The organism is Bacillus aquiflavi (assembly GCF_019915265.1).
Taxonomy (GTDB): Bacteria; Bacillota; Bacilli; order Bacillales; family Cytobacillaceae; genus Bacillus_BT; species Bacillus_BT aquiflavi.
This window is the reverse complement of record NZ_CP082780.1, coordinates 1,587,782-1,603,493: the sequence shown is the minus strand read 5'-3', so window position 1 is coordinate 1,603,493 and position 15,712 is coordinate 1,587,782. Positions and strand designations below refer to the sequence as shown.

Annotated in this window: 17 protein-coding genes and 1 riboswitch; all 17 genes read right to left on the bottom strand. The window is 37.8% G+C overall.

The genetic code is table 11. From position 1 onward, the window contains the following. Nucleotides 1-279: 279 nt before the first annotated feature. Entirely contained in the window at nucleotides 280-933 is a 654-nt protein-coding gene (locus K6959_RS07925; RefSeq protein WP_163241303.1) for a GDSL-type esterase/lipase family protein, read from the bottom strand. 338 nt (nucleotides 934-1,271) lie between these two features. Continuing rightward, the gene (locus K6959_RS07920) at nucleotides 1,272-1,472 is read right to left on the bottom strand and encodes a cold-shock protein (RefSeq protein ID WP_163241301.1); all 201 of its coding nucleotides are present in this window, start codon (nucleotides 1,470-1,472) and stop codon (nucleotides 1,272-1,274) included. A gap of 204 nt (nucleotides 1,473-1,676) precedes the next feature. Beyond that, entirely contained in the window at nucleotides 1,677-2,309 is a 633-nt protein-coding gene (gene thiE, locus K6959_RS07915) for a thiamine phosphate synthase (protein ID WP_163241299.1), read from the bottom strand. After that, nucleotides 2,306-3,106: a hydroxyethylthiazole kinase gene (thiM, locus tag K6959_RS07910; protein WP_223088109.1), complete on the bottom strand. Its 801-nt coding sequence runs from the start codon at nucleotides 3,104-3,106 to the stop codon at nucleotides 2,306-2,308. The genes thiE and thiM overlap by 4 nt, the downstream gene beginning before the upstream one ends. 29 nt (nucleotides 3,107-3,135) lie before the next feature. Further along, entirely contained in the window at nucleotides 3,136-3,939 is an 804-nt protein-coding gene (gene thiD, locus K6959_RS07905) for a bifunctional hydroxymethylpyrimidine kinase/phosphomethylpyrimidine kinase (protein WP_163241295.1), read from the bottom strand. Continuing rightward, nucleotides 3,936-4,442 (bottom strand): energy coupling factor transporter S component ThiW, encoded by a 507-nt coding sequence (gene thiW, locus K6959_RS07900; protein ID WP_163241393.1) that lies wholly within the window; start codon nucleotides 4,440-4,442, stop codon nucleotides 3,936-3,938. Before thiW ends, thiD begins: the two co-directional genes overlap by 4 nt. Nucleotides 4,443-4,528: 86 nt before the next feature. Then, nucleotides 4,529-4,641, bottom strand: a riboswitch (TPP riboswitch). Nucleotides 4,642-4,703: 62 nt separating this feature from the next. Beyond that, complete coding sequence (locus K6959_RS07895) at nucleotides 4,704-6,368, bottom strand: glycerol-3-phosphate dehydrogenase/oxidase (protein WP_223088108.1); 1,665 nt, start codon at nucleotides 6,366-6,368, stop codon at nucleotides 4,704-4,706. A gap of 261 nt (nucleotides 6,369-6,629) precedes the next feature. Further along, nucleotides 6,630-7,691, bottom strand: a complete 1,062-nt coding sequence (locus K6959_RS07890) for an ABC transporter ATP-binding protein (protein ID WP_223088107.1) — start codon at nucleotides 7,689-7,691, stop codon at nucleotides 6,630-6,632. Next, entirely contained in the window at nucleotides 7,688-7,927 is a 240-nt protein-coding gene (locus K6959_RS19010) for a hypothetical protein (protein ID WP_262421927.1), read from the bottom strand. Before K6959_RS19010 ends, K6959_RS07890 begins: the two co-directional genes overlap by 4 nt. After that, nucleotides 7,908-8,546: an ABC transporter permease gene (locus tag K6959_RS19005; protein WP_262421926.1), complete on the bottom strand. Its 639-nt coding sequence runs from the start codon at nucleotides 8,544-8,546 to the stop codon at nucleotides 7,908-7,910. The genes K6959_RS19010 and K6959_RS19005 overlap by 20 nt, the downstream gene beginning before the upstream one ends. After that, nucleotides 8,530-9,420 (bottom strand): ABC transporter permease, encoded by an 891-nt coding sequence (locus K6959_RS19000; protein ID WP_262421925.1) that lies wholly within the window; start codon nucleotides 9,418-9,420, stop codon nucleotides 8,530-8,532. Before K6959_RS19000 ends, K6959_RS19005 begins: the two co-directional genes overlap by 17 nt. Nucleotides 9,421-9,442: 22 nt before the next feature. Continuing rightward, nucleotides 9,443-10,489, bottom strand: a complete 1,047-nt coding sequence (locus tag K6959_RS07880) for an ABC transporter substrate-binding protein (protein ID WP_163241290.1) — start codon at nucleotides 10,487-10,489, stop codon at nucleotides 9,443-9,445. Further along, nucleotides 10,482-11,288: a 5'/3'-nucleotidase SurE gene (surE, locus tag K6959_RS07875; protein ID WP_163241288.1), complete on the bottom strand. Its 807-nt coding sequence runs from the start codon at nucleotides 11,286-11,288 to the stop codon at nucleotides 10,482-10,484. Before surE ends, K6959_RS07880 begins: the two co-directional genes overlap by 8 nt. Continuing rightward, complete coding sequence (locus K6959_RS07870) at nucleotides 11,285-12,085, bottom strand: sugar phosphate isomerase/epimerase family protein (RefSeq protein WP_163241286.1); 801 nt, start codon at nucleotides 12,083-12,085, stop codon at nucleotides 11,285-11,287. The genes surE and K6959_RS07870 overlap by 4 nt, the downstream gene beginning before the upstream one ends. Beyond that, nucleotides 12,082-12,903 (bottom strand): PHP domain-containing protein, encoded by an 822-nt coding sequence (locus K6959_RS07865; protein WP_163241284.1) that lies wholly within the window; start codon nucleotides 12,901-12,903, stop codon nucleotides 12,082-12,084. Before K6959_RS07865 ends, K6959_RS07870 begins: the two co-directional genes overlap by 4 nt. A 280-nt stretch (nucleotides 12,904-13,183) precedes the next feature. Further along, on the bottom strand, nucleotides 13,184-14,674 hold the full coding sequence (gene glpK, locus K6959_RS07860) for a glycerol kinase GlpK (RefSeq protein WP_163241282.1): 1,491 nt from the start codon (nucleotides 14,672-14,674) through the stop codon (nucleotides 13,184-13,186). Between the two features lie 43 nt (nucleotides 14,675-14,717). Continuing rightward, a complete protein-coding gene (locus K6959_RS07855) occupies nucleotides 14,718-15,542 on the bottom strand; it encodes an MIP/aquaporin family protein (protein WP_163241280.1) in 825 nt (274 codons plus the stop codon). Between the last annotated feature and the right edge of the window lie 170 nt (nucleotides 15,543-15,712).

Genomic DNA, 15,712 nt, shown 5'->3' with positions numbered 1-15,712 from the left:
CCTAATACATTAGTAAAAACGGCGGCGAAACCTGCGAAACCTTCTGCGATGAAATCTAAAAGGACGAAAGCGGCGAAATCCATAAAAATACATTATTTACACCTCAATTCATTTTCACAATAAAAAATTACGACTCAGTTTATTATATGTAAAGTTATTAAAGTCGTTTGGGACAATGACTAGCTTCCCCTAGTTCTTAAGTATATTAGGCTAATTCAGTTCAATAAAACTAAGGGGCTAGAACAAATCAGCCCCTAAATTGGCAGTGGACTTTCTTATTTATTTATTTACTTCCTGCTTCTTTAATTTTCCGTAATTTAAATCTTTCAGCAGTGTTGCCATCATATCATATCCTCTTTCATTTAAATGAACACCATCGAATGACTGATAATCTTTTTCATGCGATTTGTAAGCTCCATAAACGTCGGCAACTTTAATATGTGCTTTATTATGAAAGCCTTGTAAGTGTTGATTAAATTTCTGCACCCATTTATTTGCATGCTCCTTATCAGGGAAAGGATTATACAAATTACATATTCTAATAATATACGCCTGTTCACTTTCTTGTTTTAACTGATTGATTTCATGAATCATTTTCGACATATTCTTTTTACTAGTTGTTAATGCCTCGGTGAGCTTTTCTTCATCTTTATCTTTTCCATAACTTTCCACTGCTTTAATTAAATCTGTTTGGCCTGCTGTAATTGTAATGATGTCTGCCTCTTTTAAATTTTTTTGAATAAATTCATTCTTTACCTCTGCGAGCACATTACTTGTATCAAATCCTGAACGGGCAACAACGCGTAGATTAACCCGTTGCTGCAGTTCTCTTTCAGAAATCCGCTTAAATCGTTGAACAAAGCCAGGGGCAAAAAACGATGAACCGACCCCGACGGACAAAGAATCTCCCAGTGCAACATAAGAAATACTCAAGTAATTCAACCTCCTAACATAATCAACAAAATCGATCTTCTAAAATATATTTATTCTAAATAGGTAAAGTTGCTACAACGGTTATGAAATTAGGTCAAATTCATTAGTTAGAGTTATTTAGAAGGATGTAAAGAAAGAGTTGGGGCAGCTCGTAAAGTTTTTTGCATTGATAAAAGAAAAAAGCAATCAATTGTGCCATCTTTTATTTTAATATTAAACACAATATTGTCGTATAAGACTGCAGTCTCACCAATCTGAAATGAAATTAAAAAAACCGCAAAAATATTTTTGCGGGTTTTTTAGGATAGCTTTAAATCCTTCACATTCATTTTTAAAAATTATGCTTTTTGAACGTTTGCTGCTTGAGGACCACGGTTTCCTTCAACAATGTCGAAAGTAACTGATTCGCCTTCTTCTAAAGTTTTAAAGCCATCAGTTTGAATAGCTGAGAAGTGAACAAATACATCTTCTCCTCCATTAACTTCGATAAATCCAAAGCCTTTTTCTGCATTAAACCATTTTACTTTACCATTTTGCATTTACATTACCTCCACAGTAACTATTATTATTCACTATAAGTTATTTTATAATTGTAAAAGTAAAAAATCGCAGCTTGTAAAGTGGAATATAATAAAATCGTTCCACTTCACTTGTAGCTACGACTCCTATTAATCCAAAATTATAATGATCGAACTTATTAGCGTTACCTAACTATAAACGAATCGTTAGGCAAAGTCAACAATTTAATTTAATGATAATAAATTTTTAAACTGCTTCGCCGACTCTTTCGGTGATTCCGTTTGAAAAATTGCTGAGACAACAGCAACTCCATTGATGTTCGTATTTTGTAATAAACTTATATTTTCTAGTGTAATGCCACCAATAGCAACCTTTGGAAGCTGTACAGCCGCAGAAATTTGTTTCAAGCCTTCGACAGAAATAATATTTGCATCCTGTTTTGTCTTTGTTGGGAAAACAGCACCGATTCCTAAATAATCTGCTCCTTCCAGCTCCGCTTTTTTTGCTTCTTCTATCGTCTTTGCGGAAACACCGACAAGCATATGAGATGGAAGCAAAGCTTTAACTTTTGAGAGCGGCAAATCTTTTTGTCCAATATGAACCCCATCTGCATTTACAGCAAGGGCAACATCAACACGGTCATTAATAATAAGGGGAACGTGATAATGAGCTAGCATCTTCTTTAACTTGCTTGCTTTTTCATAAAACTCTAATCCAGCAGCATCTTTTTCTCTGAGTTGAACAACCGTAACCCCTCCAAGAACAGCTTGTTCTACTTTTTTACATAGCTCATCTATTTCTAAATTACTAGGAGTAACTAAATAAAGCTGATAATCTACATTCACTATTTTACTCATTTAAAATTGACCTCCTCTTCCCAACGTCCGCCATCAATAGAGGAAATTTCATCGAAAAGCTTCACTTTGAATGTACCGACTCCCTCACCTTGACGCAACGAACGAACTGCACGTTCACCAGCAATACTCATGATTGAAATCCCTGCGATTGCAGCATGAAAGAAATTTTCAGTTACCCCGGCAAAAAAACCGATTAACGACGCTGTCATACAGCCAGTTCCTGTTATTTTCGTTAACATTTCATGACCGTTAGCAATTGAAACGATGTTTTGACCGTCTGAAATGACATCGATTTTACCGCTAATCACAACGATTGAGCGAAATTCTTGAGCTGCTTTAGTCGCAAGCTGTTGACGATCGATTGATGTTTTTCCAGCATCAACACCTCGTGTCTCAGCAGACAATCCTAATAACCCCATCACTTCAGTTACATTTCCCCGAATAAGTTGGATATTCACTTCCTTTAAAAGTTCTTTCGCTTTTTCAGTCCGAAAAGAGGTTGCCCCAACACCCACCGGGTCAAAAATGACGGGAATTCCAAGATGATTGGCTGCTTTCCCCGCCTTTATCATTGCTTGAAATGTATCCGTTGCAATCGTTCCAAAATTAATGACGAGCGCTTGAGCTAGTTCAGTCATAGCTGGTGCTTCTTCAGGACTGTCAGCCATAACAGGAGAGCCCCCGATTGCTAAAGTGACATTTGCACAATCGTTCATTGTGACCGTATTTGTAATATGATGAATGAGGGGATTTTTAGTACGAACATCATCGAATAACTGCTTGATTGAATTTTTCATTTGGATCGTCCTCTTTTTTGATTAGATTTTTAATCGTGTATTTTTGCTTTTTTATATAACTGGTAAAAATGGTGTGTAGGACCATGACCGTTCCCAATTGATAGACTATGTTTAATTGCCGTTGTAATATATTCTTTTGCTTGCTGTACCGCATTGTGAATATTCATGCCCAATGCAAGATTAGAAGCAATAGCGGAGGATAACGTACAGCCTGTTCCATGTGTATTTTTAGTTTCGATTCGCTCTGCTTCAAAACTTAAAAATTCATTCCCATCATAGAGAAGGTCGATTGGCTTTCCTTTTAGATGTCCTCCTTTAATAAGTACATATTGAACGCCAGATTTTTTTAAATCTTTACATGCCTGCCGCATCTCTTCGACAGTTGAAATCGCTTTACCTGTTAGCTTTTCGGCTTCAGGTAAGTTAGGAGTAATCACCGTTGCGATCGGCAATAAATATTGAACTAGTGACGCAACAGCTTCTTCCTGTAATAAATCACTTCCGCTTTTCGACACCATTACAGGATCAAGAACGATCTCGTTCGGTTTGTAGTAGGTTAATCGTTCTGCGACTGTTTTGATTATTTCAGAGTTTGATAGCATGCCTATTTTTACACTATGAACGTCAATATCTTCAAAAATAGCATCTATTTGATCACGAATAATCGCTAAATCTATATTTTGAACAGAACGAACACCTAACGTATTTTGTGCGGTAATCGCTGTAATCACCGACATCCCATAAACACCATGGGCAGAAAAAGTTTTTAAATCTGCTTGAATACCTGCACCGCCGGAACTATCTGAGCCCGCAATTGTTAGTGCTGTTTTCATTTTTCCAACCTCCCTGTTATCGTTACAAAAGCATTATGATTAATTAAAACCTTTAATAAACAATAGCCTAAAATTCCCCCTGTAAATGAACTGACTAAAAATGATGGAACGAAGCCAAACAAAGCTACATCTTGACCAAGTATGAGCGCTGAAAGCGGAAAAGACATCATTGCACCGAAAATCCCAGTCCCAACAACTTCTCCAATTGCGGCGGCACCTGGCTTCTTCACTTTCTGATATACAATTGCCGCAAGAAACGCCCCAATCATGCTTCCTGGAAACGCAAATAGTGAACCTGTGCCCATCAAGTTGCGCAGCAAAGACACCGAAGACGCTTGTAATACAGCATAAAATGGCCCTAGCATTACAGCAGATAAAACATTTAAAAAATGTTGGACCGGGAATATTTTTGCAAATCCAACTGGAATAAACACTAAATGGCTTGTGATGGTCCCTACTGCTGTAAACATAGCTGTTAACGTTAATTTTCTTGTTGAAAACAGATAAAGCCCTCCTTTTCTTTGCACTAGGAGGGCGAAAATTAAAAATAAAATACGCAAACCCCAGTGTAAGAAGGTTTGCGTGAAATTTAAAGACGCAGCCACTTCCCTCCGCTGGTACAAACCAGATCAGGTTAAAGGGTCAAAGACTTCTTCAGGTCTTAATCTCAGCCAGCCTCTTCCGGCACCCCTAGTGCATTTCATATATTTCATAACGTATTTAGTTTATCATAAACAGTATTTTAAGAAAAGAACCTCCCTTTGTTATTTAAGTAAATCTACTGGTATAACTGCATCTTTTAAAGCGTTATTTAGCTCTGCTGTTAATTCAGCTGTTCGTTCTGGAGTCCAGCTTAATTCCTTTTCCATAAAGGAAATGACATTGTCTTTCCATTCGTGCACGAACTTAATATTAAACAATAAATCACCAGTTCGACGATTAAAAAAATCAACGGGGGTTGTCGCCATTTCTTCCTCTATTGCATAAGTAAGCTTAGCAAATAATTCGACGGGAAGTTGAGATGCAGCCATTTCTTCTTTTCGTAAACGAATGATGTTAAATACTTTTTGTACGTTTGAACCATATAGATGCGTAAGATTTGCCGCTTGGATTTTTGTTAAACCGAGTTCCATTCCGTAGTTTATTTGCTCATGTACATAGCTTTTTAAGTTGGCGGATCCTCCTACATCTCCGCCCGAAATAGTTAAGTATCTTGTTTGACATGGATGAAAGACACGGTTTTCTTCATCCGCAAATTTTTTCACTAACAAATTAACAACTGTTTCCGCCATTTTCCGATAACCAGTCAGCTTTCCTCCAGCAATTGTAATTAGTTGTGATTCTGATTCCCAAATTTCATCTTTTCTTGATATTTCTGAAGCTGATTTACCTTTTTCATAAATTAATGGACGGACACCAGCCCAGCTCGATTCAACATCTTCTTCTGTTATGTTGACGTCAGGAAACATAAAATTGATCGCGTTAATAAGATACGTTCGATCTTCACTAGTCATATTCGGATGGGCGATATCCTCATCATATACTGTATCTGTCGTTCCTACATAGGTTTTTTGCGAACGTGGAATTGCAAATACCATTCGTCCGTCAGGCGTATCAAAGTAGACTGCCTGTTTGAGCGGAAACCGCGATTGATCAATTACTAAATGAACTCCCTTCGTTAATTGCAACATTTTTCCCTCTTTTGATTGATCCTTCTCCCGAATGGTATCGACCCACGGACCTGCTGCATTGACGACTTTTTTCGCATTAATTTCATACTCCGCAAAAGATTGCTGATCAACAATTGATGCACCTGCAACTTTATTATTTTTATATATTAGTTCAGTTACTTTTGAATAATTTAAAGCGACTGCTCCTTGTTCAACAGCTTTTTTCAATACTTCGATTGTGAGACGGGCATCATCTGTTCGATACTCAACATAATAGCCTCCGCCCTTTAAACCTTGCTTCTTAATAAGCGCTTCTTTATTTAACGTTTCAACATCAGTTAACATTTGTCGGCGCTCACCGCTTTTCACACCTGCTAAAAAGTCATATAGTTTAAGACCGATTGATGTACTAAACTTACCAAAAGTGCCGCCCTTATGGATTGGTAACAGCATCCATTCTGGTGTCGTAACGTGCGGACCATTTTCATAGACGATGGCTCTTTCCTTTCCAACTTCAGCAACCATCCCCACCTCAAACTGTTTTAAATAACGAAGTCCCCCATGAACAAGCTTTGTAGAACGGCTTGAAGTCCCAGCTGCAAAATCCTGCATCTCCACAAGTGCCACTGTCATTCCGCGTGTTACAGCATCTAAAGCGATACCAGCACCTGTAATGCCGCCGCCGATAATGAGGACGTCAAACGTTTTACTTTGTAATTCATTTTGAATATCTTTACGTTCTCGTGCAGAAAATTCCATGTTTATTTCCTCCAATCGAAAAAAGAGACCACAAACACACTATCGAAATACGATAATGTCTTGTGGTCTCTCCGTTTCTCCAACCATTTTATTAACTTACATTCATTTTACCATAAAAAGAGCCGTAATAAAAGATTTTAACGATTTTCTTATTTTTTTATAGCTTTGTTAAACAATATGTTATTTTAAGACTATCCCTTTCAGTTATGCTGGAAGATCCTTATCATCCCTTTATAAAAATCTTTAACACAATGATAGTGATTAGATTAGCACCGTTTCTGTTGATTTAGTTTTGACAGAAAGATTTACTCGATCACCAACATAAAAACGTGAAGAATGAACTGAATCATGAACCGTCCAAATATCATTTTTTACTTCAACAGTATAATGAATCTCTTTACCTTGATACTGTACAAAGGTTATCACACCGTTAAGCACTTGATTGTGATCTTTTGTCAACTGCCACTGTTCTGGGCGGACAGGATAAATTCCTTTTTGTTTTAAGTTGACGGAAACTCCAATATCCGGCCAACGCTCTAAAGGAAATTGTTCCGGTATAAAAACATCATTTGTCCAAGTTCCTTTAATAATATTGCATTTTCCAACAAATTTTGCAACAAACTCCGTTTCTGGTTTTGTGTAAATGACTTCTGGGCGGGCTGCTTGTTCAATTTTCCCATTGTTCATGACAACAATTTTATCTGCCATTGCCAACGCCTCACTTTGGTCATGGGTAACATACACAATCGAAGCATGTGTCTGGCGATGAATCTTTTGAATTTCTTTCCTCATATCCATTCGCAATTCTGCATCAAGAGCACTGAGCGGTTCATCCATTAGTAACAAATTTGGCTGATGGGCAATTGCCCGTGCAAAAGCAACTCTTTGCTTCTGTCCTCCTGATAGTTGGGCAGGATACCTGTTAGATAATTTTTCTAAGCCAACTAACGATAAAACATCGTGCACTCTTTCCTCGATCCGACCTTTTAACGCATATGCAGTGTAGGGATGATGCAGCAACGGAAATTTAAAATGTTGATATACTGTGATATGTGGCCAAAGAGCAAACGATTGGAAAACCATGCCAATATTCCGTTTCTCAGGCGGAACAAGCTTTGACTTTGAAGCTACAACAGTGGTGTCCATAACAATTTTACCGCTCACAGGCTTCATAAAACCAGCTAGCAATTTTAATAAAGTCGTTTTTCCACAGCCAGAAGGACCGAGAATCGCAATAAATTCACCGTTATGAATTGTCAAATCAACTGAATGAAGAGCCGTAAAAGAATGATAAGTCTGCGTTACTTTTTGAACTTCGATCATGTTTTCTTTAACACCTTTCGATTCCACACTTTTCCAGCTGTCATAAATAATATTCCTCCTAACAAAACCGCGAAAACAATGATACTAGAAAATGCAGTTGAATAAGTAGTGTATCCTGCCTGTTCATAGTTAAAAATAACAACCCCTACTGTTTCTGAGCCTGTTGACCAAAGTAGACTAGATACTGTTAATTCTGTTAGAGCCGTTAAAAAACTACTATAAAAAAGCTCCTCCAATTAAACCAGGCAATATTAACGGCAAAAGAATATTCCTCCATTTAACCCATCCTTTTGCGCCCGTTGTTCTAGCCGCTTCCTCAATAGATGGATCAACTTGTAATAAAGCAGCATAACTTCCCCTTACTTGTAAAATTAAAAATCTTGTGACATAAGCAATAAATAATATCCAAATAGAGCCGTATATTCCTGGATTCCATCCGCGAATCGGCTGCATCCATGCGAAAATCATACAAAGTGCAAACACCGTTCCCGGTAATGCATAAGGAATCGTCACAAATAATTCAGTTATTTTTGTTAAAATATTCGGCTTTTTATACCGTAAATAAGCGATAATCGTACCAGCAATTAAACAAACAATCATTGTAAAAGAGGCTAATTTAAAACTATTTCCTAACGCCGATAATGTTTTTGGATCAGAAAACAATAAATATTGGTAGTTTTTCATTGATAAGTTTTCTAGTTTAAACGGCAACCCATATGCTTTAATAAAAGAGATGGCTCCCATCGTCAAAAATGGAACTAAGCTTGTAAAGAGTAAAAATGTCCAAATTGCAAGTTCAACTAATCGTTTCTTTACTGTCGAAAGGTAAATTCTTGGCTCAACATCTCTTTTCACTGTTTCCGCTATCCGGTTGCGTTTTAACAGCAGCCATTGAATAAATGTCCCTGTCAAAGCGATGACTCCGAGTATGACGGAAAGCACAGCGGCTCTTTGAAAAGGCTGCTGGGCCAAAACCGACAACTTGCTCATATATATAAGTGCTTAATACTCGTATATTTGCTGGTATTCCTAAAAATGCTGGAATACCAAAGTTATCTAAATTCGTTAAAAATGCAAGCAATCCCCCACTTGCTATTCCCGGTAAAGCAAGCGGCAGAACGATCTTTCCTAATACCTTTCTTTTTTTCGCTCCGGCAATTTTTGCTGCGTCTTCTAGCTCCCTCGGTATTTTTTGCAAAACATTTACAGAAAACAAATATACTAACGGATAATGAGATAGTCCGAGTATAAAGATGATTCCTCCCATACTGTATAAGTTAGGGACATCAAAGTTCCCTGGAAGTAAGCTTAGCAAAGCTAAAGCAGGACCATTTTTACTAAAAAATTGAATCCACGCTAATGTCGTAATGTACGACGGAATAATGAAAGGGAGAAAAATGAACAGCTGCATCCATTTCTTCCCGCTAAGATTTAAATAAGCAACCATCCAAGCAAGTCCTACTCCTAAAAAAAGGGAGACAAACGTTGCCCCAAAAACGATAAAAAGCGTATTTTTAATCGTTGTCCACGTCGTTTTTTCTTGTAAAACTTCTGTATAATGAAGAAATGTAATTGATTCTTCTTGAAGAAAACTTAATACGATTAAGCGCAAAATAGGTAAAATAAAGAACAGGAAGATGAGAATAAAGCCAATGCTTGCAAAGATCCTTTTCTTTCTAAATAATTGAATCGTCCTCTCTTCTTCTACATGATTGCAGGGAATCATCATCCTCTCCCTTTCATAAATAATCTTACTGACCAAAAATATTTCCAAACTGTTTTTTGTCTTCCTCACGGGCTTTATAAAGTTCTGTTATGTTTGCCTCAAGTACGTTCATCTCATCTAACGTTTTTAAGCCTTCTGGTGCCGCAATTCCTTCACGTATAGGTGTATATCCAAGCTCCGCTGCAAGCTTCTGACCTTCTTCAGAAAGAACAAAGTCAATAAATGCTTTTGCTGCCGCTTCATTTTTCGTATTTTTCATTATTCCAACCGGCTCAGTAATGACAGGAACGCCTTCTTTAGGATAAATTAATTCGACTGGAGAGCCTTCCTTTTTTGCACGCGCAACAACAAAGTCAACAACAATTCCATATGATTTTTCTCCAGTCGCAACTGCTTCCAATACACCGCCATTCCCTTTCGTAATGCCGATTTCATTTGCCTTTAAATCTTTATAAAAATCCCAGCCTAATGAATCTTGTCTCGTGATCACACCAAGATTATACGCAGCTGCACCTGAGTAGAAAGGACTTGGCATACTCGCTTTACCTTTTGACTCCTTTTCCGTTAAAACGCTCCATCCGTCAGGTAATTCTTTTACCTCATTCGTATTGATAACTAGCGCGGTTGCCATCACTTTCGTCCCTGTATATGTTCCATCCTGATCAACAAAGGAAGCAGGAATTTGTTTCGTTTCTGGAGATTGATAAGATAATAGAAGATCGTCTTCTTTCAAACTTTCAAACGTAACAGAATCAGCTACTAACAGTACATCCGCCTGTATATCTCCTGCTTGTTTTTCCGCCTGTATTTTTGAAATTACTTCTTCTGTACCCGACCGAAATGTTTCTACTTTCACATTTGGATTTTTCTTTTGAAAAGCTTCTACTAGCGCTTGAGCATCAGCATCAGGCTGTGATGTATAAAAGCTAAGCGTACCAGAGATCTCTGTCGTTTCACTTTCATTATCCGATTTTTCGCTTTCTTTTCCATTCTCCTCTGCAGCATTTTTCCCGCATCCAGCAATTACAATCGCAAACATAAATACAATCATTGTCATAAATATTTTACGCATTTGACTTTTCCTCCCTTTTATTATGATGATTTATCTTTTGAAACCATCGTTCAATTTGATCCTTTTTTCTTTTATGATGCGTGCGAAACTCTACAGGTGAAACTGTAATATAGCCTTCCTTTAGCTTTAAATAATCACTATTCTCTGCAAATTTTGATAGTTCGTTTAACTCGTCTTTAAGCCAAAAATATATTTGTCCATGCGGATCATTCAAACCGACGTAACGGTAACGGGAAACGCTCATATCTAACGGTATAGTCGCTACGCCTTTACATAATTCCTTCGATAAGTTGGGCAAATTAATATTTAAAAATACCCCTTTAGGAATTTTGTTTTTTAAGACGATCTCTACGACATCATAAATAAGCTGTTTCACTTTAAAATAATTTACCTTCGTATCATTGAAAGCATTGAGAGAAACCGAAACTGAAGGGACTTGATAAAGCGAGGCTTCAACCGCTCCCGCCATCGTTCCGGAATAATATAAATCCCTTCCAAGGTTTGGCCCAAGATTCACTCCAGAAAATAAAATATGAGGGGGCGATTTTAATAAAATCTCTATACCTAGCTTTACACAATCAGCAGGTGTACCGTTTACTGCCCATGCTCCTTTAACACCTGGAAAAATGTTAATCGGTTTTGCTTTTAACGGTGTTCTTAATGTAATTGAATGACCTACCGCACTGCGCTCTTGATCAGGACAAACAACAAACACATCGCCGAAGTGCTGTAGCACCTCTGTTAATGCCTCCACTCCAGGGGCGAAAATCCCATCATCATTCGTCACTAATATTTTCAAGAATGAACCCCCTTATATGTTGCTTGGCTTATTTGTTTTTTGACATAGTCTATATTTTTCTTTAATCGTGTTAATTCTTTTGAACTATCAAATCCTTCAATTACGATTGGGAACTGTTCAAAATGTAGAAAAGTACTTAACGTATCTCGTTTGATGCTGCCCTCCCCAAGCGGAAGATGAAGTTTTTCTGCAGTCGCATCACTAATATGAATTTTATTTACGTGTGGCATATTTTCCCACATCAAGACGATATTCTCATGAAGAGGAATATGAGCAACATCAAAAGTCGTTTTTAAATAAGGCGTAAATGGCTCAGTTAATCTAGTCACAATTGCCGGTTCTGTTACAAACTCCTTTGTTTTCCATTCCATCATTTCTAATGACATCGTAATCCCTTCCTGTTTAGCGAACTGCATAATTTCAGCAATAGATTCAACTAGCAATTGTTCATGAAATGAAGATTGAAAGGAAGTTAACGTCATCTTACCTGGATGAAACGTAACATTATTAGCCCCAATATCAATTGCTAATTCAATTGATCGTTTAATCTCTTGAATAGATTGCTTTCTAATTCCCGAATTAAGTGCACAAAGGTTTAAATCCCAACTAGCAGCGTGCATTGTCAATAAAAGATTAAGCTGTTTTCTTGTAGATTTAATCGTTTCTAATGCTGTTTCATGAGCCCATACATGCTCAGCCCAAACTTCTACACCAGTGAAATTTTCTGAGTTTGCCATTTTCATTACAACATCTATTGGATACGACCAAGCTAAAGTTGAAGCAAATAGTAAGTTCATCTGATTATTTTTCTCCTTTCCCACCAGTTGTCAATTTCAATACGAGGGTGGATATTTACACTTCCAATGGGATACGGATTACGAGAATTAGGTCCATGAAAATCACTGCCGCCTGAAATGAGGAGATTATAGTACTTGGCGATCTCGATCCAATATCGTGTCACTTCCGATGAATGTTTAGAATGATATACCTCGATACCATCTAATCCATTTTGCACAAGAATATCTAACGGAATTTGAAACGGATAAATTCCTGGATGAGCTAAAAATGCTAGTCCACCGGCTTCGTGAATAAGCTTGATTGCGTTAAGTGCCGTAAATACTTCTCTTTGAACAAACCCAGGTTTTCCTTTACTAAGTAATGTTTCATACGCCGCTTGTCTCGACTCAAAGTATCCTTTGGAAACTAACTCCTCAGCGATATGAGTCCGTACTAATACACCTTTGCCAACCCGTTTTACACACGATTCAAAAGATAATTGATATCCTAACAATTGAAGTTGTTGAACGATCTTTTGTCCCCATTTCATTCTTTCGTTCTTCCGCCAGTTAATGTGTTCACTCATTTTAGGATGATTCTCCAAAAAGAGGTATCCTAATATATGCATTTCACCTAAAGTTCCATCTGTATTGAGTTCAATACCAGGAATGAGCGTAATCCCTTCTTTTTCCGCAATCGGCTTGCCCAAATAATAACCTTCAAGCGCATCATGATCTGTAATAGAAATCGTTTGAACACCATTTTTCTTCGCTTCTTTTATAATTTGTTCTGGGCTCCAATAACCATCAGAATAAACCGAATGAATGTGTAAATCCAACTCTTTGCCTCCTTATTGTCCTCAACTTATTTACTATGTTAAAAAAAATATATGAACAGGGAATTAAAACAGATTTAAGCCTCTGTTATATATTTGTTAAGACAATAGCTTGAGAAATTTTTTGTTTCAGCCTGATCGTTTCATTGATGCAGTAATATTACAAAAGCTCTTGTAAATTAAGTGTAAATTTTTAACCGTACGTTCATATTTAAAACGATTTCTATAAAAATAAAAAAACTGGCTCCTCTTAAATTAAATGGAGGAACCAGTTTTTCTCGAATTATTTAAATACCATTGTCGCTTTTACTGCTTTTTTCCAGCCGTCATAAAGCTTTTGGCGCTCTTTCTCATCCATACGTGGTTCAAAGGAACGATCGATTGCCCATTGTTGCGCGATCACTTCTTTACTTTCCCAATACCCTACCGCAAGACCAGCCAAATAAGCTGCACCTAATGCTGTTGTTTCATTCACCATCGGTCTTTCGACTGGTACGTTTAAAATATCACTTTGAAATTCCATTAAGAAGTTGTTTTTAACTGCCCCGCCATCAACTCGGAGAGCTTTTAGTTGGATACTTGAGTCTGCTTCCATTGCTGATAAAACATCTTTCGTCTGGTAAGCTAAAGACTCCAGAGTCGCTCGAATGAAGTGCTCTTTTGCTGTCCCGCGTGTCAAACCGAAGACAGCGCCTCGGACATCACTATCCCAGTAAGGCGTACCGAGTCCAACAAATGCAGGCACGACGTAAACTCCGTCTGTTGATTCTACTTTGCGAGCATATTCCTCCGTTTCCTTCGCATCTTTAAACATTCTTAAGCCGTCTCTAAGCCATTGAATCGCTGAACCGGCAACAAAAATACTTCCTTCAAGAGCGTATTCAACTTTTCCATTTAACCCCCAAGCGATAGTTGTCAACAAACCATGTTTTGAGCGAACAGCCTGCTCACCAGTGTTCATTAACATAAAACAACCTGTTCCATATGTGTTTTTAGCCATTCCATCTTCAAAACAAGCTTGACCGAAAAGAGCAGCTTGCTGGTCACCAGCAGCCCCAGCAATTGGAACCTCCTGTCCAAAGAAATGATAATCAACCGTTTTCGCATATACTTCAGAGGAAGGACGTACCTCTGGAAGCATTGATTTTGGCACGCCGAGTATGCTCAAAAGCTCATCATCCCATGTTAAGTCATGGATATTAAACATTAACGTCCGAGACGCATTAGAATAATCGGTGACGTGCGCTTTCCCTCCAGACAGCTTCCAAATAAGCCACGTATCAATCGTTCCAAATAAAAGTTCTCCCCGCTCAGCCTTTTGACGAGCTCCTTCAACATGATCTAATATCCACTTTACCTTTGTACCAGAAAAATAAGCATCAATTAATAACCCTGTTTTTTCACGAAATAGCTCATTGTATCCTTTTCCTTTCAACTCATCGCAAATTTTACTCGTTTGTCTTGATTGCCAAACAATTGCATTATAAATTGGGGTACCGGTATTTTTATCCCAAACAACTGTTGTTTCACGCTGATTTGTTATTCCTATTCCTGCAATTTGTTCTGGTTTTACATTTGCTTCTGAAAGACAAGCTGCAATGACAGCCAAAATCGATCCCCATATTTCATTTGCATTATGTTCTACCCAACCAGGATTTGGGAATATTTGTGTGAATTCTTTTTGAGCCACGTGAACAATTTCGCCCCGCTTATTAAACAAAATTGCCCGTGAGCTTGTCGTTCCTTGGTCAAGTGATAAAATATACGTTTCCATTTAATACTCCCCCTCATTTTAACTTTGCGAACTTTATAGATGATTATGATACAAGCTTTGATTGTTCAACCTCACGAGAAGACCTTTTCTCAACTGTATATGCAAGTAAAAGAACGATGACTGTTGCACTTAAAATCAGCCAAAGCATAACTGTTATTTCACCTTTAAACAAAGCATTATAAAGAAGTGATCCTAAAGAACCTCCTAATAAAGGGCCGACAACAGGAATCCAACTATACCCCCAGTCAGAATCCCTTTTCCCTGCAATTGGAAGGAGGAAATGAGCGATGCGCGGACCGAGGTCGCGAGCAGGATTAATCGCATATCCCGTTGGACCTCCTAAAGACATTCCGATCGCAACAATGAGTAAACCAACGACTAAAGGATTTAATCCTTCTGTAAAGTTATTTGCCCCTATAAACAAAATACCAAATACGAGAACCATTGTCCCAATCATTTCACTTAAAAGGTTGGCAAATTTGTGTGCAATTGCTGGACTAGTTGCGAAAACAGCGAGCTTCGCGTCTGAATCTTCCGTTGCTTTCCAATGAGGTAAGTAATGCAAGTATACAATTACCGCTCCGATAAATGCACCAATCATTTGCGCTAAAATATACCCCAGAACATCTCCCCACGGAAAATCACCGCTAAACGCTAAGGCAACGGTAACAGCTGGATTTAAATGGGCGCCACTAAATTGTCCAACTGCGTAAACCCCCATTGTCACACCTAATCCCCAGCCAATCGTAATCACGATCCAGCCGCTGTTGTTTGACTTTGATTTTTTTAATACCGAGCCTGCGACAACTCCTGCTCCAAAAATAATTAAAATAAGTGTACCGACAAGTTCTCCCAAAAAAGCGGTCAAATGAAGCTCCCCTTTCTTTCTAAACTATTATTTACTATGTAACAAAGAAAAAAGAGATCCACGACAGAATATACCTCTAGTTAGAGGATTGATCTGTGTGAATCTCCTTATCTCCGTCACTTTTATTAACTTGATATTGAGTATACAAGGTTATGAAAGCGTTGTCAATG

Bases quoted from the DNA above. Each gene is read 5' to 3' on its own strand.
- thiD (WP_163241295.1), bottom strand. From the start codon at position 3,939: ATGAAAACAGCACTAACAATTGCGGGCTCAGATAGTTCCGGCGGTGCA.
- K6959_RS19000 (WP_262421925.1), bottom strand. From the start codon at position 9,420: ATGATGATTCCCTGCAATCATGTAGAAGAAGAGAGGACGATTCAATTA.
- glpK (WP_163241282.1), bottom strand. From the start codon at position 14,674: ATGGAAACGTATATTTTATCACTTGACCAAGGAACGACAAGCTCACGG.
- K6959_RS07920 (WP_163241301.1), bottom strand. From the start codon at position 1,472: ATGCAAAATGGTAAAGTAAAATGGTTTAATGCAGAAAAAGGCTTTGGA.
- K6959_RS07890 (WP_223088107.1), bottom strand. From the start codon at position 7,691: ATGATCGAAGTTCAAAAAGTAACGCAGACTTATCATTCTTTTACGGCT.
- thiM (WP_223088109.1), bottom strand. From the start codon at position 3,106: ATGAAAAATTCAATCAAGCAGTTATTCGATGATGTTCGTACTAAAAAT.
- K6959_RS07895 (WP_223088108.1), bottom strand. From the start codon at position 6,368: ATGGAATTTTCTGCACGAGAACGTAAAGATATTCAAAATGAATTACAA.
- K6959_RS07880 (WP_163241290.1), bottom strand. From the start codon at position 10,489: ATGCGTAAAATATTTATGACAATGATTGTATTTATGTTTGCGATTGTA.
- thiE (WP_163241299.1), bottom strand. From the start codon at position 2,309: ATGAGTAAAATAGTGAATGTAGATTATCAGCTTTATTTAGTTACTCCT.
- K6959_RS07870 (WP_163241286.1), bottom strand. From the start codon at position 12,085: ATGAACTTACTATTTGCTTCAACTTTAGCTTGGTCGTATCCAATAGAT.